Genomic DNA, 25163 nt, shown 5'->3' with positions numbered 1-25163 from the left:
GTGCCTCTCAACTGTGCCTCTCACCTGTGCCTCTCACCTGTGCCCCGTCGCCCGGACCCTCGGTCCGGGCGACGGGGCGTGTCGCGTGGGTTATCCACAGGCCCCCCATCCGTGTCCGGGTCCTGGGATGCTTGAGCGGTCGGGGCGCGGTGCGCGGTGGTCGGGCGTGGTGCGTGCGAGGTCGTGGGGAACGCGGCATATTCGGAACAGTGGGGGACTCGCAGTCGTGGAGAACGTGGAGAACAGGGTGCGCGTGGTCATCGCCGAGGATTCGGTCCTGCTCCGGGAAGGGCTGACCCGTCTGCTGACCGATCTCGGGCACGAGGTGGTCGCCGGGGTCGGGGACGCGGAGGCGCTGCTGAAGACCGTGGCGGAGCTCGACGGGCAGCAGGCCCTTCCCGATGTGGTGGTCGCCGATGTGCGGATGCCGCCGACGCACACCGACGAGGGCGTGCGTGCGGCGGTGCGGCTGCGGAAGGACTATCCGGACATCGGGGTGCTGGTCCTCTCCCAGTACGTGGAGGAGCAGTACGCCACCGAGCTGCTGGCGGGCAGCAGCCGCGGGGTGGGGTATCTGCTGAAGGACCGGGTGGCCGAGGTCCGCGAGTTCGTGGACGCCGTGGTCCGGGTGGCGCAGGGCGGGACCGCACTGGACCCGGAAGTGGTGGCGCAGCTGCTGGGCCGCAGCCGTAAGCAGGATGTGCTGGCCGGGCTGACGCCGCGCGAACGGGAGGTCCTCGGTCTGATGGCCGAGGGCCGGACGAACTCCGCCGTCGCCCGGCAGCTCGTGGTGAGCGACGGGGCGGTCGAGAAGCACGTCAGCAACATCTTCCTGAAGCTGGGGCTCTCGCCCAGCGACGGGGACCACCGGCGCGTCCTCGCCGTGCTGACCTACCTGAACTCCTAGCGATCTGACACCCTGTCAGATATCGATGAGGGGGGGTGGCGACCGCGGCACCCGCAGCACTTCAGGGGCGCGCCGGGAGCGCTCCGGGGGTATTGCGCGGGCCCGGGGGTGTCCGGCGAGCGCCGGACGGGCACCTCTGATCAAGAGACGACCGAGGGGCGGGGACGACGGCGGGTCCACCAGGAAGCGACCGGGGGGCGGTAGAGACAACCGCGGGGCTTAGGACCAAAGAAGCAGAGCGCAACTGTCTCCATCCCACGATCGGGGGCCTGAGAAAGGTGACAAACCACACCGAAAGGGTGTCTCAAAACAGCGTCCACCATATGATCGGTCCCTGGAGAGCCACCTACGCGGACGTAGGGTGGCTTCTGGGATCGCCGGCTGGCCGGACGGTTCCGAACCGCCGCCCCAAGGGAGGTCCAGTTCAGTGACGAGCCAGGTCAGTAGCGCGGCAGAGAAGGCCGATGAGGCCAACGACGCCGTCCTCGGGGGTCAGCGAGCCCCCCTGTCAGGTACGACGGGAACCACGGGCGGCGACGGCAAGGAGGTCCGCCGCCTGGATCGGGTGATCATCCGTTTCGCGGGTGACTCGGGTGACGGTATGCAGCTCACCGGTGACCGGTTCACCTCGGAGACCGCCTCCTTCGGCAACGATCTCTCCACCCTGCCGAATTTCCCGGCCGAGATCCGTGCCCCCGCAGGCACGCTGCCGGGGGTTTCTTCCTTCCAGCTCCACTTTGCCGATCATGACATTCTCACCCCCGGCGACGCCCCCAACGTCCTGGTCGCGATGAACCCCGCCGCCCTGAAGGCGAACATCGACGACGTACCGCGCGGCGCGGAAATCATTGTGAACACCGACGAGTTCACCAAGCGGCCGATGGCGAAGGTGGGCTATGCCACCAGTCCGCTGGAGGACGGTTCGCTGGAGGCCTACAACGTCCACCCGGTGCCGCTGACGACGCTGACGCTGGAGGCGCTGAAGGAGTTCGGGCTCCCCCGCAAGGAGGCCGAGCGCTCCAAGAACATGTTCGCGCTCGGGCTGCTGTCGTGGATGTACCACCGGCCGACCGAGGGGACGGAGACGTTCCTGCGGCAGAAGTTCGCGAAGAAACCGGAGATCGCCGAGGCGAATGTGGCGGCCTTCCGGGCCGGGTGGAACTTCGGCGAGACGACCGAGGACTTCGCGGTCTCCTACGAGGTCGCCCCGGCGTCGCAGGCCTTCCCCACCGGCACCTACCGCAACATCTCGGGGAACCTCGCCCTGTCCTACGGCCTGATCGCCGCCGGGCAGCTGGCGGACCTGCCGCTCTACCTGGGGTCGTATCCGATCACCCCGGCCTCGGACATCCTGCACGAGCTGTCCCGGCACAAGAACTTCGGTGTGCGGACCTTCCAGGCCGAGGACGAGATCGCCGGTATCGGTGCGGCGCTCGGTGCGGCGTTCGGCGGGGCGCTGGGCGTCACGACGACGTCCGGCCCCGGGGTGGCGCTGAAGTCGGAGACGATCGGTCTGGCGGTCTCCCTGGAGCTGCCGCTGCTGATCATCGACATCCAGCGCGGCGGACCGTCCACCGGGCTGCCGACCAAGACCGAGCAGGCGGATCTGCTCCAGGCGATGTACGGGCGCAACGGCGAGGCCCCGGTCCCGATCGTGGCCCCGCAGACCCCGGCGGACTGCTTCGACGCCGCGATCGACGCGGCCCGGATCGCCCTGACGTACCGGACTCCGGTCTTCCTGCTCTCCGACGGCTATCTGGCCAACGGTTCCGAGCCCTGGCGCATCCCGGAGACGGCGACCCTGCCCGATCTGAAGACCTCCTTCGCCACAGGTCCGAACCACACCCTCGCCGACGGCACCGAGGTCTTCTGGCCCTACAAACGCGACCCGCAGACCCTGGCCCGCCCCTGGGCGGTCCCCGGGACGGCCGGCCTCGAACACCGCATCGGCGGCATCGAGAAGCAGGACGGCACCGGCAACATCTCCTACGACCCGGCCAACCACGACTTCATGGTCCGCACCCGCCAGGCCAAGGTCGACGGCATCGAGGTCCCCGACCTCCAGGTCGACGACCCGGCCGGGGCCGCCACCCTGGTGCTCGGCTGGGGGTCGACGTACGGGCCGATCACCGCCGCCGTACGCAGGCTGCGGGCCGCGGGGGCGCCCATCGCCCAGGCCCACCTGCGCCACCTCAACCCCTTCCCGAAGAATCTCGGCGAGGTGCTGAAGCGCTACGACAAGGTCGTCGTGCCGGAGATGAACCTCGGCCAGCTCGCGATGCTGCTGCGGGCCAAGTATCTGGTGGACGCCCACAGCTACAACCAGGTCAATGGAATGCCGTTCAAGGCAGAGCAGCTCGCCACGGCTCTCAAGGAGGCCATCGATGCCTGACACCGACGAACTGCGGCACAACGAACTGCTGCAGCTGGTGCCCAAGGCCGAGGCGAAGCAGTCCATGAAGGACTTCAAGTCGGACCAGGAGGTGCGCTGGTGCCCCGGCTGCGGCGACTACGCGGTCCTCGCCGCCGTCCAGGGCTTCATGCCGGAGCTGGGTCTCGCGAAGGAGAACATCACCTTCGTCTCCGGCATCGGCTGCTCCTCCCGCTTCCCGTACTACATGAACACCTACGGGATGCACTCCATCCACGGCCGCGCCCCGTCCATCGCGACCGGGCTCGCCACCTCCCGCCGCGATCTGTCGGTGTGGGTGGTCACCGGTGACGGCGACGCGCTGTCCATCGGCGGCAACCACCTCATCCACGCCCTGCGCCGCAACGTCAACCTCAAGATCCTGCTGTTCAACAACCGGATCTACGGGCTGACGAAGGGCCAGTACAGCCCCACCTCCGAGCTGGGCAAGATCACCAAGTCGACGCCGATGGGCTCGCTCGACGCGCCCTTCAACCCGGTGTCGCTCGCCATCGGCGCGGAGGCCACGTTCGTGGCGCGCACGGTCGACTCCGACCGCAAGCACCTCACGAGCGTGCTGCGCGCGGCCGCCGAGCACTCGGGCACGGCGCTGGTGGAGATCTACCAGAACTGCAACATCTTCAACGACGGCGCCTTCGAGGTCCTCAAGGACAAGGAGCAGGCCGCCGAGGCCGTCATCCGCCTCGAACACGGGCAGCCGATCCTCTTCGGCTCCCAGGAGCCCAAGGGCGTCGTCCGTGATCCGGCCACCGGTGATCTCCGGGTGGTGGCCGTCACGGAGGAGAACCGCTCGCAGATCCTCATCCACGACGCCCATGCCGCATCACCCACGACGGCGTTCGCGCTGTCGCGGCTCGCCGACGCGGACACCCTGCACCACACCCCGATCGGGGTGCTGCGCAGTGTGGAGCGGCCCGTCTACGACACGCTGATGTCGGACCAGCTGGACGCCGCCGTCGAGCGCGAGGGCAAGGGCGACCTCGCCTCGCTCCTCGCGGGCAACGACACCTGGACGGTCGTCGGCTGAGCCACAGCGGAACGAGCCGGAAGCAGAGCCGAACGACCGGAAGCAGAGCGGAACGAACGGAAGCGGAACGGTACGGGAGCGGAAGCGCTTCCGGGGCCCGGGTCCGGTCCCTCACGGGATCAGGCCCGGGCCTCGTCGTATGCCTCGCGTGCCGCCTGCACCGCGTCCACCTGGCGTTCGGTCCAGCGGGCGAGCGCCCACACCTGCTCGGCCGCCTCGATGCCGATCGGGGTGAGCGTGTAGTCCACCCGCGGCGGGATCACCGGCTTCGCGTCCCGGTGGACGAAGCCGTCGCGCTCCAGCGTCTGGAGGGTCTGGGCCAGCATCTTCTCGCTGACGCCGCCCACCGCGCGGCGCAGTTCGCTGAAACGGTGCGAGCGCTCCAGCAGCGCCGCCAGCACGAGGACGCCCCAGCGGCTCGTCACGTGCTCCAGGATCAGCCGGGACGGACACATGCGCTGGTTGACGTCCGGACGACGTGATGTGTCTACGCCTACGCCCACGTTTGAACTTACTCCCATACCCGTACCTTACTTCAAAGTGGGTACTTTCTTACAGTTAGCGCTGTGCGTAGGGTTGCAATGACCCAAGGGCGGAACCGCCCGGCCCACCACCATCGGAGAACCCTCATGAGCATCGTCGTCACCGGAGCCACCGGCGCACTCGGCCGTCTCGTCGTCGACACCCTGCTGACCACCGTTCCGGCCGGCGAGGTCGTCGCGGTCGTGCGCGACAAGGAGAAGGCCGCCGCGCTCGCCGCCCGGGGCGTGGAGCTGCGCATCGCGGACTACAGCCGCCCCGAGACCCTGGCCGGAGCCTTCCGGTCCGGTGACCGGGTGCTGCTGATCTCCGGCAGCGAGGTGGGCCGGCGGGTGGCGCAGCACGCGGCGGTCATCGACGCGGCGAAGGCGGCGGGCGTCGCCCAGCTCGCGTACACCGGCATCCTCGGCGGCCCTGACGCGGACTTCACGCTGGCCGACGAGCACCGGGCCACCGAGCAGCTGATCCTCGACTCCGGACTGCCGTACACCTTCCTGCGGAACGGCTGGTACACCGAGAACTACACCGCCAACCTGGCCCCGGTCCTGGCGCACCACGCGGTCGTCGCCAACGCGGGCGACGGACGCGTCGCCTCCGCCTCCCGTGCCGACTACGCCGCCGCCGCGGCCGCCGTACTGACCGCGGACGGCCACCTGAACACCGCCTACGAGCTGAGCGGCGACACCGCGTGGTCGCTCACCGAGTACGCCGCGCTGCTGTCCGAGCTGACCGGCGAGGAGATCGCGTACCAGAACGTCCCGGCCGCCGCGCACCAGGAGATCCTGGTCGGCGCGGGGCTGCCCGAGGGCTTCGCGGCGATCCTCGTCGACGTGGACGAGGCGATCGGGCGCGGCCGCCTCGCGGGGACGAGCGGTGACCTCGCCCGGCTCATCGGCCGCCCGACGACGCCGCTCGCCGAGACCGTGCGCGCCGCCCTGTCCGCCGCCTGAGCCCCGACGCACCCCGGCCGCACCTCCGCACGCCCCGCCGCACCCAGCACTGTCATGAGTGTTTCCGTGAGACGGCTATGACACGAAGCCCTTCCGGCGCTACCGTCGTGCCGTCGGCGGTCGCGCCGGCGCGGGTGGGCCGGGAGGGCACGTGAAGGGGAAGAGCGAACAGCGGGCAGGCTTGCTGTACGGAGTCGGCGCCTACGGGATGTGGGGCCTGGTCCCCCTCTTCTGGCCGCTGCTGAGGCCGTCCGGAGCGATCGAGATCCTCGCCCACCGCATGGTCTGGTCGCTCGGCGTCGTCGCCGTCGCCCTGCTGGTCGTACGCCGCTGGGCCTGGATCGCCGAGCTGGCCCGCGATCCGCGCAAGCTGGGCCTGATAGCGGTCGCGGCGGCGACCATCACCGTCAACTGGGGCCTCTACATCTGGGCCGTCAACAACGGCCAGGTCGTCGAGGCCTCGCTCGGCTACTTCATCAATCCGCTGGTCACCATCGCCATGGGCGTCCTGCTGCTGGGCGAGCGGCTGCGGCCGGTCCAGTGGGTCGCGGTCGCCACCGGTCTGGCCGCCGTGCTCGTGCTGGCGATCGGGTACGGCAGGCCGCCGTGGATCTCGCTGACGCTGGCCTTCTCCTTCGCCACGTACGGCCTGGTGAAGAAGAAGGTGAACATGGGCGGCCTGGAGTCCCTGGCCGCCGAGACCGCCGTGCTCTTCGTGCCCGCGCTCGGCTTCCTGCTCTGGCTGACCGCGACCGGCGAGTCGACGTTCACGTACGGGGGCGCGGGGCATGGATTCCTGCTCGCGGCGACGGGCATCGTCACCGCGGTCCCGCTGATCTGCTTCGGCGCGGCGGCGATCCGGGTGCCGCTGTCCACGCTGGGGCTGCTCCAGTATCTGGCCCCGGTGTTCCAGTTCGGCCTGGGCGTCCTCTACTTCCACGAGTCGATGCCGCCCGAGCGGTGGGCCGGGTTCGCCCTGGTCTGGCTGGCGCTGTCGCTGCTGACCTGGGACGCGCTGCGGACCGCTCGGCGCAACCGGGCGCTGGCGGCGGAGCTGCTGGCGACGGCGGCCGCCGCCCCGGCGTCCGCGACACCGACGGCCGCTACACCTGCCACCCCACTCCCGGACCCCGCACAACAAAAGATTACCTAGTTGCTTTTCTAACTTGGTTGCGTTTCTCTGGTCCTGGACGGATGACCGGAGAGCGCGACCGAAGGAGAGCCGTGGACACGGGCATGGGCATGACCGACGTACTCGTCGTGGGAGCAGGACCCACCGGGCTGGTGCTGGCCTGCGATCTGGCCCGGCGCGGCGTCGCCGTACGGATCGTGGACCGGTCCCCCGCGCCGCCGCGCACCTCGCGCGCCAAGGGCCCGAACCCCCGGTCGCTGGAGATCCTGGACGATCTCGGGGTGGCCGATGAGGTGCTCGCCGCCGGTTCGGCGCCGCTGCCGATGCTCAAGTACCGCGACCGCCTCCCGGTCGCGGAGTCCGATCCATGGGCGGACTCCGCGCCGACCACGGAGGCGCACCACGACCGGGGATGGCTGATCGCCCAGTGGCGGCTGGAGGGCATCCTCCGCGACCGGCTGGCCGCTCACGGCGTCCACGTCGAGCTGGGCCGCGAGGTCGTGGGGCTGGCGGAGGACACCGGCGGGCGGCACGTGGAGGCGACGTTCGCGGAGGGCCGGACGGAACGCGCACGGTACGTCGTCGGCTGCGACGGCGCCCACAGCTCCGTCCGGAAACTGCTCGGGATCGGGTTCGACGGCACCACCGACGAGGACCAGGTGATGGTCTGCGGCGATGTCGACCTCGCCGAGGCCGCCCTGGACCGCACCCGCTGGCACCAGTGGTTCGACGAGGACGGCGCGGTGATGCTCTGCCCGATCCCCGGTACGCGGACGGGCTGGTGGTTCCAGGCCGGGCCGGAGCGGGACGGGCGGGGGCGGCCGCTCGCGCCCACCGCCGACGGGTTCCGCCGGCTGCTCGCCCACCACACCGCGCTGTCCGGCGAAGACCTGACGCGGGCCGAGCTGCTGTCGACGTACCGGGTCAATGTGCGGATGGCGGACCGGTTCCGGGCGGGGCGGGTCTTCCTCGCGGGCGACGCGGCGCATGTGCACGCCATCGCGGGCGGCCTCGGGATGAACACGGGCATCCAGGACGCGTTCAACCTGGGCTGGAAGCTGGGCCTGGTGCTCGCCGGTCACGCGGACGCGGCGCTGCTGGACAGCTACGAGGAGGAGCGGCTTCCGGTGGCCGCCCGGACCCTGGACCTGACATCGGAGCGGCTGCGGGCCACGCTGGAGGCGATCCGCCGGCCCGGCGGCGGCCTGGACGCGGCGATCACCTCGGACACCACGGGCCTGGGCGTCGGCTACCGCTGGAGCCCCCTGACCGCCCCCCGCACCGACACGCCGCAGGCCGATGGCGGCGGCCCGGAACCCGAGGACGGCTCCCCGCACCCCGGGGACCGCGCGCCGGACGCCCCCTGCACCGATGCCGCGACCGGAGCCCGCACCCGGCTGCACCGCATTCTCGCGGGGCCCGGCACGACCGTGCTCGGCTTCGGCCCCGGCAGCGCGGCGGTGCTGCGCGAGGTGGCGACGGCGTACGGCGAGGCCGGGGTGCGGACCTGCCGGGTGTACGCGGCGCACGAGGACCGGGCCAAAGCGGAACCGGGCGCGGTGGTCGACGACGCGGGCCACGCTGCCGCCGCGTACGGAACGGGAACCTCCGGCGAGACGGGCGCGAGCACCGTCGTGGTCGTCCGGCCCGACCACCATGTGGGCGTGTGCGCACCGGCGGACGACGCCGATGCCGTACGGGAGTTCCTGCGCCGGCTCCACGGAACGGGCGCGTCCGCGAGCCGGCCCGAAGGCACACCCACGGACCGGTCACCGGACCGGTCACCGGACCGGTCGCCGGACCAGTCCGCGGACGGGTCACCCGGCATGGTGGACGCCGTGCGGTAAAGGCTGATTGAGTGCCCGGATGGGGACTGTCCTGGGCGCCATGAGGAACGTGCGGTGGCACGAGCTGCAGCACGCGTACGGCTCCGCGTCCCAGGTTCCCGGCGTGCTGTCGCGGATCGCCTGGGGCGACGCGCCGACCTCTGACGAGGCCCTGAGCGATCTGGAACGGTGGATCGGCACCCCGCCCGTCTTCGACTCGACGGCGGCGACGGTGCCGTTCCTCTGGGAGCTGGCGGCGACGGACACGGTCCGGGACCGGGCGGGCGTCCTGGACCTGCTCGCCACGATCCTGGCCGCCGGAAACCCGGAGCACCCGGCGTGGACCCGCGCCGCGCACGACGCGGTGACGGCGGGCCGCGCCACGGCCGCCCGCCTGGCCGCCACGCCCGAAGCCCAGGACGCACCGCATGTACCGGGCGCGCCGCATGTTCCGGGCGCACCGGGCGCGCAAGCCGTACGCACAGCCGCCGCCGCACGCCTGCTCACCGCGATCGAACGGCACGCCTGCCCGGTCTGCCCCGCCCCTCCCCCGCGCGAGGCGTAAGGAGCCTCACTCGTCGCCGGCGGTGAGCCGGGCGCGGTGGGCCCGGACCTTGGCGCGGTTGCCGCACCGCTCCATCGAGCACCAGCGGCGCTTGCCGGGGCGCGAGGTGTCGACGAACAGCAGACGGCAGTCGTGCGCGCCGCAGGCACGGATCCGGTGGGCGTGCGCCCCGGTGAACAGGTCGACCGCGTCACGGGCGACGGTGGCCAGCAGCCCGGTCCCGGTGCCCCCCGCAGCCCAGGCCCGGCCGCCGTCCGCGGTCAGCCGGGCCGTCAGGGGCGGGTGCGCCGCCGCGTCGTTGAGGGTGGCGAGGTCGTCCGGGCCGGGCGGCGCACCGCGCACATGCCCCTCCGCCAGCCGCCACAGCGCATCGCGCAGAGCCCGCGCCTCCGCCACCTCGGCCGCGCTCACCACGAGCCCGGCTCCGGCGGCGAGCCCGTCGGGCAGCCGGCTCTCCTCCGCCCAGCGCACCAGGTCGGCCGGCTCGTTCAGCACCTCGAAGTACGCCAGCGGGCCGGGGCCGCCGGTCGGCAACAGCTCCAGACACAGCGCGCCCGGATCGAACCGGAACGAACTGCCGTCCGGATGCCGCAGCACCAACCCCGGTGTGTCCGTTGCCTTTTCGCTCATGTAACCACTATAAACGGTTTCCATGACGCAGACACCGCCACAGCCCCAGCCGCAGCCGCAGCCCCTGTCCTGGAAGCTCGTGATCGACAGCGCCGACCCGCACGCGCAGGCCGGATTCTGGGCACAGGTCCTGGGCTACCTGATCGAGGACAACAGCCCGCTCGTCGAGCAGCTGCTCGCGGCCGGAGCCGTGCCCGAGGCCATCACGACCCACGCCCACGGCCGCCGCGCCTGGCTCGACCTCGCGGCGGCCCGGCACCCCGACGACCCGTACGACGAGGTCAGCGGTACGGGTCAGGGGCGGCGGCTGCTGTTCCAGCGGGTGCCGGAGCCGAAGACGGTCAAGAACCGCCTCCACATCGATGTGCACTCCGCGCCGGGGCAGCGCGACGCGGAGGCGGAGCGGCTGGTGGGGCTGGGCGCGCGGGTGCTGCGTACGGTCGACGAGCAGGGCGGGAGCTGGATCGTCATGGCGGACCCCGAGGACAACGAGTTCTGCCTGAACTGACCCCACCGCCGCCGAACGACCACGACGACCGAGCGGCCTGGACGACCGCTACCGCCGGACGACCACGACGACAGCCTTCAGGGCCGCAGCCCGCGCAGCAGCAGCTCCACCAGCCGGCGCGGGTCGTACCGCGGATCGTCGTCCCGCCCCACGCAGAGGTTCCCGACGCCCCGCATCAGCTCGTACGGCTCGATGCCGGGCCGGGCCTCTCCCGCCGCGACCGTCGCGTCGAGCAACTGCCCGCAGACGGGCACCAGCCGGTCGAGGAAGTAGGCGTGCAGCGCCTCGAAGCCGCCGCTGTCCGAGCGCAGCGCGTCGGCGAGCCCGTGCTTCGTGACCAGGAAGTCGACGAAGAGGTCCACCCACTTCCCCAGCGCGACGAACGGCGACTCCTCCTCGGCCAGCAGCACCGGGCCGGCCTCGGCGCAGGCCTCGACCTGGTGGCGGTAGACGGCCACCACCAGGTCCGCCCGGGTCGGGAAGTGCCGGTAGATCGTGCCCATGCCGACGCCGGCCTTCTTGGCGATCTCGCGGATCGGCGCGTCGACCCCGGAGGCCACGAAGACCTCGGAGGCGGCGGCGAGCAGCGTCTGCTGGTTGCGTACCGCGTCGGCCCTCCTGGGTCGGGCCGACGCCCCTGCGGCTTCATCGGCGGCAGCCACCGCACACCCCTCTCCTCGCCCGTTCCGCCGTCACCGCACAGTGGGCCGTTGACAAAGCGGAACAGCGCTCCGTATCGTAAATGGAACAACGCTCCGCTTCACTGTAGTCGAAGCCGGACGCTTCCACCTCCCCTGCCCCGTCCCCGTTCGGACCCGTGGCAGGGACCCCCGGGAAGGAACCCTCTCCCCCATGAGCACGCCCACACCCCGCACCACAGACGCCTTCGGGCCCGCCTCCCCCGTCCTGTCCGTCGCCCCGGTGACGCTGCCCGCCCCCGACCGGGCGGTGGACCTCCAGATCCGCGTCTCCGTACCCCTGACCGCCCTGACCGGCGAGGGCAGGCTTCCGGTCATCCTGCTCTCGCACGGCCAGGGCTTCTCGAACAACCTCTCCTCGCTCAACGGCTACGCACCGCTCGTCAGCTTCTGGGCGGCGCACGGGTTCGCCGTGATCCAGCCGACCCACCTCAGTTCGACGACGCTGAAGCTGCCGGCCGACACCCCCGGCGCGCCCATGCACTGGCGCTCCCGGGCCGAGGACATATCGCGCCTCATCGACCGGCTCGACGAGATCGAGGCGGCGGTGCCCGGGCTCGCCGGCCGTCTGGACCGGGACCGCATCGCCGTCGCCGGGCACTCCATGGGCGGCCACACCGCGGGCCTCCTACTGGGCGCGCGCCTCACCGATCCGGACGACGGTACGGAGGTGGACCTGGCCGATTCCCGGATCGGCGCGGGCGTCCTGCTGGCCGGGCCCGGCCGGGGCGGCGACGCGCTCGTACCGGCCATGGCCGAGATGCTGCCCTTCCTCACCACCGCGGACTTCTCCCGGATGGCGACCCCCACGCTCGTGGTCAACGGCGAGAAGGACGGGTCCACCCATCTGACGGTCCGGGGCCCGGCCTGGCACACCGACCCCTACACCCTCTCCCCCGGCCCCAAGACCCTGCTCACCCTCTTCGACGCGGAGCACGGACTCGGCGGGATCTCCGGATACGACGTCGCCGAGACGACCGACGAGAGCCCGGCGCGCGTGGCCGCGCTCGCGCGTCTCAGCTGGGCCTACCTGCGCAGCCGGCTGTACGCGGACGACACCGCCTGGCAGGCGGCCCGCGAGGCGCTGGCGTCGGGCCCGGACGCGTTCGGCCGGGTCGAGTCGAAGGAGGGATAGGGACAAGGGGACAGGGACAGGGCGACGTTACGAGGTGCTGCCCGCCGCACACGGCTGCGGGCAGCACCTCGTACCGGGGCCGACCCCGGCTCACTCCTGCCCGCAGCCGCCGCAGACGCCACGGCGGCGCAGGTAGTACAGACAGGTGGCGGCGCCCAGCGCGGCGCCCCACACCACCCAGAGGATCGCGGGCCCCGTGATCCCCCACGAGGCGGCCTCGAAGCCGCGCACCGCCATCAGGCCGCCCGGAATGAGCACCACCGCGACGAACCCGGCCGGTACGACGGCGGTCGCCGGATGGATCGTCCGCCCCTTCTTCCACCACACCCAGCGCGGCCACACCTCGCCCCACCTGGCGATCAGCCCGTGCATCAGCAGGCTGCCCAGCGTCGACACCACACCGAGCCCGAGCCCTATCTCCAGCATGTTCGGCGTGTCCCGCATCTCCTTCAGGAACGCGTCGGTGATGCCGAGCGGCACGTCGAAGTACCAGGCGATACGGGTGATGTCGTACGGGAGGGTCGAGAGCACGGCCACCCAGACCGTCCGGCGGCCCCAGGCGCGCAGCCTGACGGGGCCGCTCCGGCGTCCCGATCCGTGCGGTGCCCGGCCGCAGTGGACGCACCGCCCGCCGGTGCGCCGCTGGTACGCGAGCGTCGCGGCGACCCACAGCAGCCCGCCGATGAAGACGATCATCAGGTTCCCGCGGTGCCAGTACAGGATGTCGCCCATGTCCTGCGGCCCCGGCACCCCGGTGAAGACGAACACGAGCAGCACCGGCGAGAAGGCCAGCAGGCCGAGCAGCGAGTAGTCGGGGATCAGGAGGGCCAGGGCGACACCGGCCACCCACCCGTAGCCGAGCAGGGTCTTGCGGACCCGACCGGTCCCGAGCTTTCGCACCATCAGCAGTCCGACGACCACACCGAGGGCGCAGAACACGGCCAGCACCGGGGCGACCACCTCGGCCCGGCTCGGCTCCAGGATCGACCCCGACGAACGGTCCTCGTGGACCCGCTGGAAGGGATAGCCGTCGCCGCCCAGGGCCCAGTACAGCGCCGCCGCCCCGTAGAGCGCGGACCACGCGACCGCCAGATGTCCGGCCAGGTCCGGCCACCGGGACCACCACCGGAGCCTGCGTGGCCCGCAGTCCGGGGCAGCCCTCCCCGAAGCCTCGGCGGGCGTTTCGGCGGACGCTTCGGTGACGGTGTCAGGCATGACGAACTCCCCCTGGTCTCGCGGCATCCATATCTGCGTCTGCCGTCGGAAGATCTCGGAAGATCAAGGCTGTCGCGCGGAGCCCCCGTCGTACATCTGCCGATCGGCAGAGAGCCGCGGCGGAAGACCGTCGGGCAACCTCCCCGACGGTAGATGCGTCATACAGGAAAACGACGTACGACCGAGGGAGAGAGACCGTGATGGACGAGCACCTGGTGAGGGCTTTCCGGTGGGCCGCTCGCGGCATGGGCGCCGCCCTCGACTACGTGAACCAGCGCACCGGCGTCGGCACGCTCACCGGAAGCATCCGGAACACCGTCGGCCGCAAGCGGCGCTAGACGTTCCGGGACGCGGCCGCCGCCCATGAGCCCACCCCGCTCCGGACCTTCCACAGGCCCCGCCCCCGTGTCATCACCAGCCGCCTCCCCGGCGCACCTGCTGCTCCCGCATCCCAACTCACCTAGCCAGCACGGCCCGTGCTACGCGGGCGCGCCGCCCTCCCGGTCGCGCCGCACGTCCTCCCGGATCCGCTCCGCCATCAGATCGGCGAGCGGATCCGTGACGTCCCAGGAGTGCGCGGCCGGATGCCGGTCGTACAGCACGCAGGCGTCGCCGTCCTTGACGGACAGCCGGTGGATGACGGCCGGGCACGGCAGCAGTTCCTTGAACCGGAACTTCCGGCGTCCGTCGCCGTCGCTCCAGAACATCCACAGGTCGCGCCCGCCGGACGCCGACACCGACGGGAGCTGGGCCGCGTGTTCGACCCCCTCCTCGTGCTCGCCGAGCTCGCACAGCAGGAACTCGTCCAGTTCGGGGGCTTCCGTCGCCTCGCCGGGCTCGTCCTCCAGGCCCATGAGCGCGACCCGCGCGCCCATCTCGGGGAGTTCGGTGAAGGCGGTGCACTGCAACATGGCGCTCATCCTTGCCGGAGAGAAGGGGAGGGGATACGGGCGGAAGCGGCCAGCGGGCGCATGACGAGCCCGTACCAGGCCGTGGCGTCGCGGGCGACGAACTCGTACGGCAGCCCGTCCGCGAGCCGCCCCAGCGCATAGTCGTGCTCCCGGAAACTGGTGACCCAGGAACGGAGTTCGGTCGGTGCGTCACGTCGGCCGGCCGCGCCGACCGGGTACAGCGCACGGCCCGGAACCCACGGCGCGTACGGGTCCGGATCGAGCGCGTCCGCGAACCGCCGGGCCTGCCGCCGCAGCCAGCGCAGGGCCAGCCGCCGCGTCGGTACGAGGACGCCGCCGAGCCGGACGGACCGCGCCGCGTCGCCGCCGTGGCTCTCGGCGACGTACCAAGTGGCGTGCCGATGACGGGCGTTCACAGGACCTCACCCCGGCTGCGGGCGTTGAGCCGGGCGGTCCTGGCCCGGAGCTGCTCTATGAGGAGCGCGGGCCGGACGAGGTGCGGCACGGCCTCCCACTCGACCCCGCCACCCACGGGCCGCAGCGACCAGCGGGCGCCGGCGACCCCACGGAACTCGCCCACACGGTCGCCGTGACCGGTGTCCACCATGAGCGCGCCGAGGGCCGGGAGTTCGGGAGGCTGCTGCGCGGTCGGGCAAACGTTCTCGCCGTACACCTATCGCTCCTCTCTGTAGCCGTATGACTACCGGGGCGATTCAGCGTGACCTACCGTCGAGATGTCTTCAACTTACGCAAACTGGCAGGCAAGTCGGGAGTCCCATGGTGAACCGCAAGGAGCTGGATCCCGAGCGGTCGGCAAGTGCCGCGTTCGGAGCGCTTCTCCGCAGCTTGCGGGACGAGCGCGGCTGGACACAGGACGAACTCGCTGCACGCATGGGGTGCTCCGGGGCGCACATCTCTGCCGTGGAAACTGGTCGACGATCTCCAACTTTACGTTTTGCGGCAAGCGCTGACAGGGCGCTGGGTACGGGAGACCGTCTGCAGCGCCAGAGCAGGGCGGTAACGCACAAAGCGTTGTTGGAGGGGTTCCCGGAATATCTCACCCACGAGGAGCGCGCGGCGGAGATCCGGCTGTACGAAGTCGGAGTCATCCCAGGGCTGCTCCAAACACCGGCGTACGCGGCCACCCTGGAGGCCGACGCCGTGCGCCGCGAAGCGATCACCCAGGAACAGGCCGATGAGCGAGTGGCGCTGGTGGAGCGGCGACAGGCCTCACTCGTACGCTCACCGACCCCCTTGTTGTTCGCGGTTCTGGATGAGGGGTGCGTCCTCAGGCCGATGGGCGGCCCGGAGGTCATGGCCGCCCAGTTCGACCGGCTGCTGGAGTTCGCCGAGCAGCCGAATACCGTCCTCCAAATCGCTCCGTTCCAGATGGGGGAACGCCGACCGTTCAGCCTGCCCGTGACCGTGCTGACCCTCCACGACCGCTCACTCATGTCGTACGCGGAGTCCACCCAGCACGGTCATCTGGAACGTAACAACGCACTCGTCCTGCCTCTACTGACGGCCTACCATCAGTTGCAGGCCGAGGCGCTGTCGCAAGCAGCTTCCGTAGCCATGATCAAAAAGTTACGAAAGGGCATCCTGTGACGACCGAGACCCCCCACTGGTACACGTCCTCGTACAGCGGCAACGGCGGTCAGTGCGTCGAGGTCGCCACCAACCTCGCCGCCCCGCACGGCATCGTCCCCGTCCGCGACTCCAAGAACGCGACCGGCCCGGCCCTCACCGTCCCCGCCACCGCGTTCAGCGCCTTCGTGGCGGGCGTCCGCGCCGGAGACTTCGGCACCGTCTGAGCCGCCCGAGCCGACAGAACAACAGCCCCACCGTGCGCGCGCGGTGGGGCTTGCCGTCGTCCGGGGAGAAAGCAGCGCCCCGGTTTCCCGTTCCGGAAACCAGAAGGTCTTGCTCCGCGCTCCGCAGACCGGAACCATCGGGAGAAACATCACCACCGGCCGAGGGGAACGCCTGTGAAGGTGAACGTGCTGGCGACGACCTGCGAGAAGAAGAACTGCCCGACCATCTACAAGACGGATCGAGACACCATCCTCGTTCAGGGCGAGACTCCGACAGGTCATGGGCTCACCATTCCGGCCCACGAAACTCTCGTCGAGATCCCCATGGAACTGATCCGCAAAGCGTTCGGAGACCAGATCAGTGCCTAAGACTCTGGGAGACATGTTCGACGACTTCACGCATGAGGCATTCCGGCTGGAAACGCTCGACGATTACGGCCGGTCGGGCAACGCGGATGCTTACCGGCTGTTTCTCGACGGGCAGCCGAAGCCTCAGGACTACAACTCCGACTGGCTCGACGAGGTACGCAAGCATGTCGACGCCGGACGGAGGATGTACCGCGTGCACGTGGTAGCACGCCCACTCACGCCCTATCTGCGGTACGAACTGGGCTGGGGCTACACCACGAACATGACCGCCGGGGAGGAATTCTTCATCCTGGATGTGACCGAACGACCCAGCCCTCTGGGTGATGCAGGAGATTTCTGGCTGTTCGACTCCGTCACCGCAGCCCCGATGAGCTACACCGATGACGGTGGGTTCATCGGAGCCGACACGCTCCCCCCTGAACAGGCCGAGAGGTTCGTCGCGATCAGGGACACAGCACTCGCTCACGCCGTTCCCTTCTCCGACTGGTGGGCAGAACACGGCCAGTGAACCGGTCCGAGCTGGGCGTCGCACTGCGGATACTGCGGAACGCCTCCGGTAAGGAGGCCAAAACAGTGGCCCGCAGTGCCGTCATGTCACCGAGCAAGCTCAGCAGGATCGAAACGGGAAAAATCTCTCCGAGCGCGGAAGACGTCGACCGCATCATGACGGCGATCGGCGTCTCGGAGGACGTCAAGGCGGAGTACATGGATGCCGCCCGTGCTGCCGCGACAGAAGCCACGGCATGGCGTCTGATCCAACGGGCGGGTCTCCATAAGGCGCAGCAGCATCTCCGGGACATGGAAACCCGGATGAACCTGCTGCGCCTGTTCCAGCCCGCTCTGGTGCCCGGATTGCTTCAGACGCCCGAGTACATCAAGGCCATCCTGTCCCGCTACAAGGATCTGACCGAGGAGACAGCCCGCCGGACAGCAAGCGTCCGTATCGAGCGACAGGAAGTGCTGTACGACGAGACCAAGACGCTCCAGTTCACCATCACCGAACCCGTATTGCGCTGGTTGATCGTCCCTCCCGCACTCATGGTCGTACAGCTCGACCGACTGGCCTCAATCTCTCGCCTGCCGAACGTAGACATACGCGTTGTTCCGCTCAGTGGGCGGAAGCACGATATCCCGAACCACTCTTTCGTTATCCGGGACGACCGCTCCGTAACTGTCGAGACCGTGCACGCGGAGATCATCGTGACCGACCCTCAGGATGTCGACCAGTACGTCGAGAAATTCGAAGGATTCAGCAGTACCGCTGTTTCCGGCGATGACATGAGGACCCTCCTCGCAGAGATTCGGGACGAATTCCTGCAGGAGCGGGAAAACTACTAGAACTCATCTCCCTCACCGGACACCATTCCCATCGGCCGCCCTCAAAAGGGCGGGAAAAGCCCACCCAGGGCTCATCATGGACCGGAAAGGGAACAGGAAATGACCGACCTGTACAGGCTCCCCATCAACGACGCCGAGTTCTCCAAGGCCTGCGGCGGCAACACCCACCCCGACGGCGAATCGTGCGTCACCCTCGCGCGGATCGGGCCGGACGCCTGGGCCGTCGGCGACAGCAAGCGCCCCGACGCCGAGCCGTTGCGGTTCACGACGGCCGAGCTGGACGCGGCGGGCATCGACCCCGCCCGCTTCGACCTCTCCGCCTGAGCCGCCGTGCACCACCACGGTTACGCCTGGCTCGGGGAGAAGCGGACGTTCGACAAGGAGAGCATCCGCAGGCCCCCGGGCCAGGCACCGACGGCAACCAGTGAGCCGGACGTGCACGAGCGGTTCCGGGAGGCGGTGGCGGTGTTCCCGGGCTCCGACGTACCGCCGATCCAGACGGCGCACTGGCTCATGAAACCGGCCTCGATGATCCGGGGCACCTGGGAGGAGCCCAAGGAGGCCGGCGCGTGGCTGGGGCGGCAACTCACCGAGTTCGCCCCCCGGTTCGCCTCCGCGCAGGACCGGGAGGCGACCAGACTGGTCCTGCTCGTCAGGGCGGCGGTCGAACGGCTCGCGTGGGGCGGGGACGTCTCCCTCGGCCATTACCTCAACGGCACGGTCTTCCACTCCGTCGCCCTGGTGACCTGCTCCCCGAACCGCAGCGCACCCGAACTGCCCTGCCCACAGTGGCGGACCGGATCATGACCGAATCAAGACCGCACCGCGCACGACGACGCGTGCGCAGCCTCCGCCCTGGGTATCCAGAGCCGAGGTTCGCAGCACCCACAATCGGTGAACTGACCTCCCACGAAGGGGCGCCCGTGACGACCGAGACCGAAGACCCCCGTTGGTTCACGTCCTCCTACAGCGAAAACGGCGGCGCGTGCGTCGAGGTCGCCACCAACCTCGCCGCCCCGCACGGCATCGTCCCCGTCCGCGACTCCAAGAACCCGACCGGCCCGGCCCTCACCGTCCCCGCCACCGCGTTCAGCGCCTTCGTGGCCGGCGTCCGCGCCGGAGACCTCGACACCGCCTGAGCCGCCCGAGCCGACAGAACAACAGCCCCACCGCGCTCACGCGGTGGGGCTGTTGCTGCGACCAGGAGGGGCGACCACGCCGTCGGGCCGGGGACTACGCCCTCCGCTTCGCTAAGCGGATCCGGCCGTTCCTGTCGTTGTGGCCATGCCCAACATCGCAACGGTGACCGCAATACTCCACACGATCACCCCCAGGCGCACCGAAAGCCGATTGCTCCGCAGCTTGGTGAACGCCAGGATCACGGCGAGAGGGACGGCAGCCAAAATCACCTGCGCCAGGAGAACCAGCAGCACCCAGCCCGCCACTGCGGCCGGAGAAGCCGCAGAGGAATTTCTGGGTGCCCCCCAGTAGGCCGCCTGGACCATGGCGTTCGGCATACCGTCTCCCTTTCCGATGTCAGAGCTGAGCCCAGAGGGCCATACCCACGACGCCTATCACCAGCAGCGTGGCCAAAGCCACGCCGACGAACAACCAGACCCGTCGAGCAGTGGATGCCATGGGCACTCCTTAGACGTTCTTGAGGTAGTGGTACCTGAGCCCGGTCTCGTCGCACCGCAGATGATGGCGCTTGTCCAGGCTCACACCGAACCCCTTGTAGATGATGTTCCCGTGCCAGGTCACATAGGCCAGGGCATTACCGGCACCGGAGATCCACTGTTCCTCCGGTTCGTGGCTGATCGACACACCGACGTTGTAGTTCGTGTGCGAGGCCGACGCGTTGTAGACCTTGTCCACCTTGGTTCCGGTGGAGTGGTACCACTGCTTGAAGTTCAGGCTCGTGATGGTGACCCCGAGCACCTTCTGCTTCGCGTTGTACCAGCAGGACCAGTCCTGAGCCGCGGCGAGGGTGGAAGCCTGCCCGTCGGGAGACTCCGGCTTCACCCCCTGCTCCGAGGTGACCTCGATGTCGCCGCCGGCGAGCACGGCACGCTTACGTTCCACCGGGCCACCGGTTTCGTCGGCGGGATCGCCGTCGAGGTCCCCGGTAGCGGCCTGGGCGAGAGCGGCCATCGCCTCCTTGTCCACCAAGTAGGCGAGAAACTTCTCCTGGTCGGCCTCGGACAGGGCCGTGAACTCTGTTGCCGTCCGGGCCGCCCCGGGATCGTCCTGCTCGGCGAGCCAGGAAAGGTATTCCTGAGCCGACGGCGGAGTCGGCTGCTCGGCAGCCGTGGCAGGTGTCAGGGTGGCGAGCATTCCGGCGACGAGCGCGGATGCGGTAACCAGAGCCTGGCCTATCGTTCTGCGACGCATGGAAAGCATGCGTATCCCCCATGATGTGTTTTCTGTACTCCCTTTGGCCCTCTGGTCAGAAGGGCTCATGTGACCCACTGGTCACGCGGGCTGCGCCAAATACAACGTTGTCATCAGTCTTTGCGTCAACCAGCGGGAACTGACGAATCCGAGCCGCCGCACAACCTAGGAGGTTTCTCCAACGAGGAGGTCGTTTCCTCCTAATGAGCTCGGTGAGCATGCGTCAGTTCTTGAATTTCGGCGAACTCGTTTTCTTTCGCGTCGCGTTCGCGGGCGCCGGGCCGGGCCATGACCCGCGCCGCGCGCGACGACGCATGACGACGCACGACGGGGTGCTCACCGCCCTTGACAGCCACCCCTCACGCGGCATGCAATATATTGCATGCCAGTCCCGCAGAACCGAGGCCTCGTCTCCCGTTCGCTCCTCCGTGAGAGCGCCTACCGGGCCATCCGTGACGCCATCGTCGACGGCACGCTCGCGCCCGGCGAGCGTCTCAACGACGGTGACCTGGCCGACTGGCTCGGGGTCAGCCGTACGCCGGTGCGTGAGGCGCTGGCGCGGCTGGAGCAGGCGGGGCTCGTGCAGACGAAGCCCGGTCGGTTCACCCTCGTGAGCCCGCTCGACGTCCGCGCCGTCCGGGCCGCGCAGTCGGTCACCTCCGCCATGCACGAACTCGCCGTACGGGAGGCCGTCCCGCAGCTGGACGCGGTCGAGCTCGACGCGATGCGCGAGGCGAACGCGCGCTTCGCCGACGCCCTGCGGCGCAACGACGCGGACGGGGCGCTGGAGGCCGACGACGCGTTCCACCGCGTCGCCGTGACCGCCTGCGCCAACGCGGCCGTCGCCACCGTGCTCGACCAGTTCACGCCCGTACTGCGACGCCTGGAGCGGCTGCGGTTCTCCTCGCTGAGCGGGCGCGGGTCGGTCGCCCAGCACGACCGGATCATCGAGCTGTGCGCGGCCGGGGACGTCGAGGGCGCGGTGGCCGCGACCCGGGCCAACTGGCAGACGCTGCTGCCGCTGCTCGACGCCTGGCCGGACGCCGGAGCGGGGACCGCCACCGGGGAACCCGGCGAGCCGGGGTCCGGCGGGCCGCGACCCGGCGGATCGCGGAGCGGCGCGCCCGGAGACTCCTGAACACCCGTGCCACGCGGCCCGGCGACGGGCCGCGCCGGACCCATCCACGCCTACGCACACGCCTACGCCCACGCACACGCACACGCACACGAGGAGCCCGCGATGTCCCTGGACGACTTCGAGCGTTACCCCCTGCTGTTCGGCCCCAGCCCGGTGCATCCGCTGGACCGGCTCAGCGAGCATCTCGGCGGTGCGCGCATCTGGGCCAAGCGGGAGGACTGCAACGCCGGTCTCGCGTACGGCGGCAACAAGACCCGCAAGCTGGAGTACCTGCTTCCCGACGCGCTCCGGCAGGGCGCGGACACGCTCGTCAGCATCGGCGGCGTGCAGTCCAACCACACACGGCAGGTGGCGGCCGTGGCCGCCCGCGCCGGTCTGAAGGCGGTCCTCATCCAGGAGAGCTGGGTGGACTGGCCCGACGCGGTCAACGACAAGGTCGGCAACATCCTGCTGTCCCGCATCATGGGCGCGGACGTGCGCCTGGTGCAGGCGGGCTTCGGCATCGGCGTCAAGGACAGCTGGCGTCAGGCCCTGGACGACGTACGGGCCGCGGGCGGCACGCCGTACGCCATTCCGGCAGGCGGATCCGACCATCCCCTCGGCGGCCTCGGCTTCGCGAACTGGGCGCGCGAAGTGCAGCGGCAGGAGGAGGAGTTGGGCGTGTTCTTCGACACCGTCGTGGTGTGCAGCGTCACCGGCAGCACCCAGGCAGGCATGATCGCCGGGTTCGCGGGCCAGGACCGGCCGCGGCGGGTCCTGGGCATCGACGCGTCGGCGAAGCTCGCCGAGACCCGTGCCCAGGTGGCGAGGATCGCCCGTGCCACCGCCGAACTCATCGGCCTCGGGCGGGAACTGAAGGACGACGAGATCACCGTCCTGGAAGGCTGGGCCGGCGAGCTCTACGGCATACCGGTCCAATCCACGGTGGACGCCATCAAGCTCACGGGCCGGCTCGAAGGGATGATCATCGACCCGGTCTACGAGGGCAAGTCCATGGCCGGACTCATCGACCTGGTGCGCGACGGCGGGATCCCCGAGGACTCCAACGTCCTGTACGCCCACCTCGGCGGCCAGCCGGCCCTGAACGCCTACAGCGGGATCTTCGCCTGAGGCCCGCGCCGGGCCGGGCCGGGCCGGGCCGGGCTTGGGTCGGGCTGGCGGGGGCCGGGCACAGACACGGTCCCCCGCCGGCCGGGCAAGACGATCCTCTTGCCCTCAACAACGCTTGAGGTTCTACGGTTGCCGCGAGGCCACCGCAAGGCCCCGAAGCGCATGAGGGAGAAGACGCCATGACCGATCACCAGCTTTCCGACGCCGAACTCGCCGGACAGCCCGCCGCCTACTGGACCGGCGTCGCCTACGAGGCACTGATCACATACACCCGGGACCGGCAGGCCGAGAAGGGCTACACCCAGCCCCAGTTCTGGCTTCTGCGCCATCTGTCGGCGAACGACATCTCGCCCGACGGCGAAGGGATGGCCCTCCCCGAGCTCCAGCAGGCCATGGCCTCGTACATCCGGCCCGAGGACGACCTGGCGGTCGAGGCCGAGGCGCTCGTGGAGCGGGGCTGGCTGAACCGGGACCCGGACGGCAGGCTGTGGCTCACAGAGGCGGGGGAACAGGCGCGGGTCGATCTCGCGCGCAACGCACCCGCGATCCGCGCCGCGCTCCACGAGGGCATCTCCGACGCGGACTACGTCACCACGGTGAAGGTGCTGCAGCGGCTCATCCGCAACGCCGGCGGGACGGCCGCCTGACAGCGGCCCCCGCGCCCCCGCCCGGCCGATCCGTATATCCGATCCACCCCCTGGCGGGCAAGCGGCCGTCCGGGTGCTCCTAGGCTGGGGCCCATGCTCACGCCACCCGCATATGCCCTCGTCGCCACGGACCTGGACGGCACCCTGCTCCGCCCGGACGACACCGTGAGCGCCCGGTCCCGCGCGGCGCTCGCCCGCGCCGCCGCGGCGGGCGCCCGGCATCTGATCGTCACCGGGCGGCCGGTCCCCGGGATACGGGCGCTGCTCGCGGACCTGGCGTACACCGGGCTCGTCGTCTGCGGGCAGGGCACCCAGCTGTACGAGGCCGGGAGCGGGCGGCTGCTGCGGTCCGCCGCCCTGGACCGCGAGGCCGCCGACACCGCGCTCGGCAAGATCGAGGCGGAGGTCGGGGCGGTGTTCGCCGCCGTGGACCAGGACGGCGTGGACGGGGTGACCCTGATCGAGGCCGGGTACCGGATGCCGAACCCGACGCTTCCCGCCCAACGCGTCGCCTCCCGCGCCGCGTTGTGGGCGCGGCCCGTGATCAAGGTGCTGGTGCGCCATCCGGAGCTGGGCGACGACGAGCTGACCGCCGCCGCGCGCGCGGCCGTGGGCGAGCTGGCGACGGTGACGATGGCGGGGCCCGGCACGGTGGAGCTGGCCCCGCGCGGCGTGGACAAGGGCACGGGGCTGGCGGCGGCCGCCGAGCTGCTGGAGATCGGGGCCGAGCGGACGATCGCCTTCGGCGACATGCCCAACGACCTGCCGATGTTCGCCGGTTCGGGGTACCGGGTGGCCATGGGCAACGCACATCCGGAGCTGCGCGCGGCGGCCGACGAGGTGACCCTGTCGAACGCGGAGGACGGGGTCGCGGTGGTCCTGGAGCGGCTGTTCGGTACCCAGGCCGCACCGGGCTCCGGTGCGGCCTGACCGACCCTGGTTTGGTCTAGACCAAGGCGGGTAGGCTGCGGTCGCATGCGTGGCGACCCCACCGCCACGCATGCGGCTTGACATGCACCTGCCTGCCAGGTTCGCCGCAGGCGGGAGACCCCCACGGACCCACCGAGGAGCTGTCGTGAAGCGCAAGATGATGTCGGCCGTCGTGGCCCTGCTCGCCACCGGCCTCGCCGCCTCCCCGGCCGTCGCGGCCCCCGCCACCTCCGCCGCCGAGGGCAAGGCCACCGTCGGCGCCGACTGGGCGAAGCAGTCCATCACCTTCACCGCCGCCCCGGGCCAGGTCAACGACCTCCACGTGGTCCCGATGGACCAGGGCGACGGCGTCCGGCGCATCGGCTTCCGTGACGCGGTGCCGCTCCGGCCCGGCGACCACTGCACGTACCTCACCCCGGGCGACGAGACGTACGTCGTCTGCGAACTGCCCACCGACAGCGCCCGGCCGGACCGGATCGACGTCTTCCTCGGCGACGGCGACGACGAGATCGCCACCAGCGACCCGGGCGTCGCCACCGTCAGCGGCGGCCCCGGCGACGACATGCTGCACGCCCACACCGCGCACACCGTGCGCGGTGACGAGGGCGACGACATGGTCATGGGGCGCGTCGTCCTCGACGGCGGCGACGGCGACGACCACCTGATGGCCGTCGACGGCGACCAGTGGCTGTGGGGCGGCCGGGGCGACGACATGATCGAGGCGTACGACGGCGACGACGTCGTGTACGCGGGCCCGGGCGACGACCACGTCATGGGCGGGGAGGGCAACGACCTCCTGTTCGGCGGCTCCGGCGACGACATGCTGTACGGCGAGGACGGAGACGACCTCGTCGTCGGCGGCTCCGGGAAGGACACGGTCGAGGGCGGCCCGGGCCGGAACATCACGCTCCCCTGAAGGCTTCCCCGAGCACTCCCCTCAACGGCCCCTGG

32 protein-coding genes are annotated in these 25163 nt (G+C 70.5%); 23 read left to right on the top strand and 9 right to left on the bottom strand.

Features of this window, described 5'->3' with window-relative positions; all coding sequences use genetic code 11:
* Positions 1 to 247: 247 nt before the first annotated feature.
* The 3 genes from KV381_RS22410 to KV381_RS22400 all read left to right on the top strand — a co-directional run bounded on the left by KV381_RS22410 (position 248) and on the right by KV381_RS22400 (position 4365).
* Positions 248 to 907 (top strand): response regulator transcription factor, encoded by a 660-nt coding sequence (locus KV381_RS22410; RefSeq protein WP_030083520.1) that lies wholly within the window; start codon positions 248 to 250, stop codon positions 905 to 907.
* 427 nt (positions 908 to 1334) lie between these two features.
* Positions 1335 to 3299, top strand: coding sequence for a 2-oxoacid:acceptor oxidoreductase subunit alpha (locus KV381_RS22405; protein ID WP_103538217.1), 1965 nt, complete (start codon positions 1335 to 1337; stop codon positions 3297 to 3299).
* Complete coding sequence (locus tag KV381_RS22400) at positions 3292 to 4365, top strand: 2-oxoacid:ferredoxin oxidoreductase subunit beta (RefSeq protein WP_030083516.1); 1074 nt, start codon at positions 3292 to 3294, stop codon at positions 4363 to 4365. The genes KV381_RS22405 and KV381_RS22400 overlap by 8 nt, the downstream gene beginning before the upstream one ends.
* A gap of 119 nt (positions 4366 to 4484) precedes the next feature.
* On the opposite strand, the gene KV381_RS22395 is transcribed toward KV381_RS22400, so the two are convergent.
* On the bottom strand, positions 4485 to 4886 hold the full coding sequence (locus KV381_RS22395) for a helix-turn-helix domain-containing protein (RefSeq protein WP_030083514.1): 402 nt from the start codon (positions 4884 to 4886) through the stop codon (positions 4485 to 4487).
* A 108-nt stretch (positions 4887 to 4994) separates the two neighbouring features.
* On the opposite strand from KV381_RS22395, the gene KV381_RS22390 reads away from it, so the two are divergent.
* From KV381_RS22390 to KV381_RS22375, 4 genes are all read left to right on the top strand, one after another.
* Positions 4995 to 5855 carry an SDR family oxidoreductase gene (locus tag KV381_RS22390; protein WP_103538215.1) on the top strand — a complete coding sequence of 287 codons (861 nt, stop codon included), beginning with the start codon at positions 4995 to 4997 and terminating at the stop codon, positions 5853 to 5855.
* Between the two features lie 151 nt (positions 5856 to 6006).
* The gene (rarD, locus tag KV381_RS22385) at positions 6007 to 7008 is read left to right on the top strand and encodes an EamA family transporter RarD (protein ID WP_098024338.1); all 1002 of its coding nucleotides are present in this window, start codon (positions 6007 to 6009) and stop codon (positions 7006 to 7008) included.
* An 83-nt stretch (positions 7009 to 7091) separates the two neighbouring features.
* The gene (locus KV381_RS22380) at positions 7092 to 8834 is read left to right on the top strand and encodes an FAD-dependent monooxygenase (RefSeq protein ID WP_218787281.1); all 1743 of its coding nucleotides are present in this window, start codon (positions 7092 to 7094) and stop codon (positions 8832 to 8834) included.
* 19 nt (positions 8835 to 8853) lie between these two features.
* On the top strand, positions 8854 to 9378 hold the full coding sequence (locus tag KV381_RS22375) for a hypothetical protein (RefSeq protein ID WP_030628550.1): 525 nt from the start codon (positions 8854 to 8856) through the stop codon (positions 9376 to 9378).
* A gap of 6 nt (positions 9379 to 9384) precedes the next feature.
* On the opposite strand, the gene KV381_RS22370 is transcribed toward KV381_RS22375, so the two are convergent.
* Positions 9385 to 10008, bottom strand: a complete 624-nt coding sequence (locus tag KV381_RS22370) for an ABATE domain-containing protein (RefSeq protein ID WP_030628547.1) — start codon at positions 10006 to 10008, stop codon at positions 9385 to 9387.
* 22 nt (positions 10009 to 10030) lie between these two features.
* Between KV381_RS22370 and KV381_RS22365 the strand changes: the two genes are divergently transcribed.
* Complete coding sequence (locus KV381_RS22365) at positions 10031 to 10516, top strand: VOC family protein (RefSeq protein WP_050504925.1); 486 nt, start codon at positions 10031 to 10033, stop codon at positions 10514 to 10516.
* Between the two features lie 77 nt (positions 10517 to 10593).
* On the opposite strand, the gene KV381_RS22360 is transcribed toward KV381_RS22365, so the two are convergent.
* On the bottom strand, positions 10594 to 11178 hold the full coding sequence (locus KV381_RS22360) for a TetR/AcrR family transcriptional regulator (protein WP_030083500.1): 585 nt from the start codon (positions 11176 to 11178) through the stop codon (positions 10594 to 10596).
* Positions 11179 to 11368: 190 nt separating this feature from the next.
* On the opposite strand from KV381_RS22360, the gene KV381_RS22355 reads away from it, so the two are divergent.
* On the top strand, positions 11369 to 12349 hold the full coding sequence (locus KV381_RS22355) for a chlorophyllase (protein WP_103538653.1): 981 nt from the start codon (positions 11369 to 11371) through the stop codon (positions 12347 to 12349).
* Positions 12350 to 12439: 90 nt separating this feature from the next.
* Here KV381_RS22355 and KV381_RS22350 read toward each other — a convergent pair whose 3' ends face one another.
* The gene (locus KV381_RS22350; RefSeq protein WP_218786077.1) at positions 12440 to 13564 is read right to left on the bottom strand and encodes an NYN domain-containing protein; all 1125 of its coding nucleotides are present in this window, start codon (positions 13562 to 13564) and stop codon (positions 12440 to 12442) included.
* 200 nt (positions 13565 to 13764) lie between these two features.
* Here KV381_RS22350 and KV381_RS22345 point away from each other — a divergent pair, with 200 nt between their 5' ends.
* Positions 13765 to 13902, top strand: coding sequence for a hypothetical protein (locus tag KV381_RS22345; protein ID WP_167396331.1), 138 nt, complete (start codon positions 13765 to 13767; stop codon positions 13900 to 13902).
* A gap of 141 nt (positions 13903 to 14043) precedes the next feature.
* Here the strand turns inward: KV381_RS22345 and KV381_RS22340 are convergent, their stop codons facing one another.
* Genes KV381_RS22340 through KV381_RS22330 form a run of 3 tightly spaced genes read right to left on the bottom strand, consistent with a single transcriptional unit; the run spans position 14044 to position 15148 of the window.
* Entirely contained in the window at positions 14044 to 14475 is a 432-nt protein-coding gene (locus tag KV381_RS22340; protein ID WP_098024345.1) for a hypothetical protein, read from the bottom strand.
* A gap of 5 nt (positions 14476 to 14480) precedes the next feature.
* A complete protein-coding gene (locus KV381_RS22335) occupies positions 14481 to 14891 on the bottom strand; it encodes a hypothetical protein (protein WP_030083493.1) in 411 nt (136 codons plus the stop codon).
* Complete coding sequence (locus KV381_RS22330; protein WP_030083491.1) at positions 14888 to 15148, bottom strand: hypothetical protein; 261 nt, start codon at positions 15146 to 15148, stop codon at positions 14888 to 14890. The genes KV381_RS22335 and KV381_RS22330 overlap by 4 nt, the downstream gene beginning before the upstream one ends.
* Positions 15149 to 15252: 104 nt before the next feature.
* On the opposite strand from KV381_RS22330, the gene KV381_RS22325 reads away from it, so the two are divergent.
* The 8 genes from KV381_RS22325 (at position 15253) to KV381_RS22290 (ending at position 19135) form a co-directional block, all read left to right on the top strand.
* A complete protein-coding gene (locus KV381_RS22325) occupies positions 15253 to 16083 on the top strand; it encodes a helix-turn-helix transcriptional regulator (protein WP_086778691.1) in 831 nt (276 codons plus the stop codon).
* Positions 16080 to 16289 carry a DUF397 domain-containing protein gene (locus KV381_RS22320; protein ID WP_103538655.1) on the top strand — a complete coding sequence of 70 codons (210 nt, stop codon included), beginning with the start codon at positions 16080 to 16082 and terminating at the stop codon, positions 16287 to 16289. The genes KV381_RS22325 and KV381_RS22320 overlap by 4 nt, the downstream gene beginning before the upstream one ends.
* A 174-nt stretch (positions 16290 to 16463) precedes the next feature.
* A complete protein-coding gene (locus KV381_RS22315; protein ID WP_103538656.1) occupies positions 16464 to 16658 on the top strand; it encodes a hypothetical protein in 195 nt (64 codons plus the stop codon).
* A 13-nt stretch (positions 16659 to 16671) separates the two neighbouring features.
* Entirely contained in the window at positions 16672 to 17166 is a 495-nt protein-coding gene (locus tag KV381_RS22310; RefSeq protein WP_103538657.1) for a DUF6879 family protein, read from the top strand.
* Positions 17163 to 17996 (top strand): helix-turn-helix transcriptional regulator, encoded by an 834-nt coding sequence (locus KV381_RS22305; protein ID WP_103538658.1) that lies wholly within the window; start codon positions 17163 to 17165, stop codon positions 17994 to 17996. Before KV381_RS22310 ends, KV381_RS22305 begins: the two co-directional genes overlap by 4 nt.
* 99 nt (positions 17997 to 18095) lie before the next feature.
* A complete protein-coding gene (locus KV381_RS22300) occupies positions 18096 to 18320 on the top strand; it encodes a DUF397 domain-containing protein (protein ID WP_103538659.1) in 225 nt (74 codons plus the stop codon).
* Positions 18321 to 18326: 6 nt separating this feature from the next.
* The gene (locus tag KV381_RS22295) at positions 18327 to 18803 is read left to right on the top strand and encodes a hypothetical protein (protein WP_218786076.1); all 477 of its coding nucleotides are present in this window, start codon (positions 18327 to 18329) and stop codon (positions 18801 to 18803) included.
* Positions 18804 to 18919: 116 nt separating this feature from the next.
* Entirely contained in the window at positions 18920 to 19135 is a 216-nt protein-coding gene (locus KV381_RS22290; RefSeq protein ID WP_218786075.1) for a DUF397 domain-containing protein, read from the top strand.
* Positions 19136 to 19246: 111 nt separating this feature from the next.
* Here KV381_RS22290 and KV381_RS22285 read toward each other — a convergent pair whose 3' ends face one another.
* Together KV381_RS22285 and KV381_RS22280 are read right to left on the bottom strand one after the other, a co-directional pair.
* A complete protein-coding gene (locus tag KV381_RS22285) occupies positions 19247 to 19513 on the bottom strand; it encodes a hypothetical protein (protein ID WP_103538662.1) in 267 nt (88 codons plus the stop codon).
* 130 nt (positions 19514 to 19643) lie between these two features.
* Positions 19644 to 20387 (bottom strand): hypothetical protein, encoded by a 744-nt coding sequence (locus KV381_RS22280; RefSeq protein ID WP_146065424.1) that lies wholly within the window; start codon positions 20385 to 20387, stop codon positions 19644 to 19646.
* Between the two features lie 382 nt (positions 20388 to 20769).
* Between KV381_RS22280 and KV381_RS22275 the strand changes: the two genes are divergently transcribed.
* The 5 genes from KV381_RS22275 (at position 20770) to KV381_RS22255 (ending at position 25128) form a co-directional block, all read left to right on the top strand.
* The gene (locus KV381_RS22275) at positions 20770 to 21525 is read left to right on the top strand and encodes a GntR family transcriptional regulator (RefSeq protein ID WP_078845981.1); all 756 of its coding nucleotides are present in this window, start codon (positions 20770 to 20772) and stop codon (positions 21523 to 21525) included.
* A 102-nt stretch (positions 21526 to 21627) separates the two neighbouring features.
* Entirely contained in the window at positions 21628 to 22635 is a 1008-nt protein-coding gene (locus tag KV381_RS22270) for a 1-aminocyclopropane-1-carboxylate deaminase (protein ID WP_103538664.1), read from the top strand.
* Between the two features lie 179 nt (positions 22636 to 22814).
* On the top strand, positions 22815 to 23282 hold the full coding sequence (locus KV381_RS22265; RefSeq protein ID WP_103538665.1) for a MarR family winged helix-turn-helix transcriptional regulator: 468 nt from the start codon (positions 22815 to 22817) through the stop codon (positions 23280 to 23282).
* A gap of 93 nt (positions 23283 to 23375) precedes the next feature.
* Positions 23376 to 24212: an HAD family hydrolase gene (locus tag KV381_RS22260; RefSeq protein WP_218786074.1), complete on the top strand. Its 837-nt coding sequence runs from the start codon at positions 23376 to 23378 to the stop codon at positions 24210 to 24212.
* A gap of 160 nt (positions 24213 to 24372) precedes the next feature.
* Positions 24373 to 25128: a calcium-binding protein gene (locus KV381_RS22255; RefSeq protein WP_218787280.1), complete on the top strand. Its 756-nt coding sequence runs from the start codon at positions 24373 to 24375 to the stop codon at positions 25126 to 25128.
* Positions 25129 to 25163 lie beyond the last annotated feature (35 nt).

The sequence above is a fragment of the Streptomyces sp. WY228 genome (assembly GCF_019287315.1).
Lineage (GTDB): Bacteria > Actinomycetota > Actinomycetes > Streptomycetales > Streptomycetaceae > Streptomyces > Streptomyces caviscabies.
Note: the sequence above shows the minus strand (reverse complement) of the source record. Positions and strands in the feature narration are given on the sequence as shown.

Bases quoted from the DNA above. Each gene is read 5' to 3' on its own strand.
- KV381_RS22380 (WP_218787281.1), top strand. From the start codon at position 7,092: ATGGGCATGACCGACGTACTCGTCGTGGGAGCAGGACCCACCGGGCTG.
- KV381_RS22355 (WP_103538653.1), top strand. From the start codon at position 11,369: ATGAGCACGCCCACACCCCGCACCACAGACGCCTTCGGGCCCGCCTCC.
- KV381_RS22390 (WP_103538215.1), top strand. From the start codon at position 4,995: ATGAGCATCGTCGTCACCGGAGCCACCGGCGCACTCGGCCGTCTCGTC.
- KV381_RS22275 (WP_078845981.1), top strand. From the start codon at position 20,770: ATGCCAGTCCCGCAGAACCGAGGCCTCGTCTCCCGTTCGCTCCTCCGT.
- KV381_RS22345 (WP_167396331.1), top strand. From the start codon at position 13,765: ATGGACGAGCACCTGGTGAGGGCTTTCCGGTGGGCCGCTCGCGGCATG.
- KV381_RS22300 (WP_103538659.1), top strand. From the start codon at position 18,096: ATGACCGACCTGTACAGGCTCCCCATCAACGACGCCGAGTTCTCCAAG.
- KV381_RS22340 (WP_098024345.1), bottom strand. From the start codon at position 14,475: ATGTTGCAGTGCACCGCCTTCACCGAACTCCCCGAGATGGGCGCGCGG.
- KV381_RS22370 (WP_030628547.1), bottom strand. From the start codon at position 10,008: ATGAGCGAAAAGGCAACGGACACACCGGGGTTGGTGCTGCGGCATCCG.
- KV381_RS22350 (WP_218786077.1), bottom strand. From the start codon at position 13,564: ATGCCTGACACCGTCACCGAAGCGTCCGCCGAAACGCCCGCCGAGGCT.
- KV381_RS22325 (WP_086778691.1), top strand. From the start codon at position 15,253: ATGGTGAACCGCAAGGAGCTGGATCCCGAGCGGTCGGCAAGTGCCGCG.
- KV381_RS22310 (WP_103538657.1), top strand. From the start codon at position 16,672: ATGTTCGACGACTTCACGCATGAGGCATTCCGGCTGGAAACGCTCGAC.
- KV381_RS22285 (WP_103538662.1), bottom strand. From the start codon at position 19,513: ATGCCGAACGCCATGGTCCAGGCGGCCTACTGGGGGGCACCCAGAAAT.
- KV381_RS22365 (WP_050504925.1), top strand. From the start codon at position 10,031: ATGACGCAGACACCGCCACAGCCCCAGCCGCAGCCGCAGCCCCTGTCC.
- KV381_RS22265 (WP_103538665.1), top strand. From the start codon at position 22,815: ATGACCGATCACCAGCTTTCCGACGCCGAACTCGCCGGACAGCCCGCC.
- KV381_RS22400 (WP_030083516.1), top strand. From the start codon at position 3,292: ATGCCTGACACCGACGAACTGCGGCACAACGAACTGCTGCAGCTGGTG.
- KV381_RS22260 (WP_218786074.1), top strand. From the start codon at position 23,376: ATGCTCACGCCACCCGCATATGCCCTCGTCGCCACGGACCTGGACGGC.
- KV381_RS22270 (WP_103538664.1), top strand. From the start codon at position 21,628: ATGTCCCTGGACGACTTCGAGCGTTACCCCCTGCTGTTCGGCCCCAGC.
- KV381_RS22375 (WP_030628550.1), top strand. From the start codon at position 8,854: ATGGGGACTGTCCTGGGCGCCATGAGGAACGTGCGGTGGCACGAGCTG.
- KV381_RS22280 (WP_146065424.1), bottom strand. From the start codon at position 20,387: ATGCGTCGCAGAACGATAGGCCAGGCTCTGGTTACCGCATCCGCGCTC.
- KV381_RS22255 (WP_218787280.1), top strand. From the start codon at position 24,373: ATGTCGGCCGTCGTGGCCCTGCTCGCCACCGGCCTCGCCGCCTCCCCG.
- KV381_RS22395 (WP_030083514.1), bottom strand. From the start codon at position 4,886: ATGGGAGTAAGTTCAAACGTGGGCGTAGGCGTAGACACATCACGTCGT.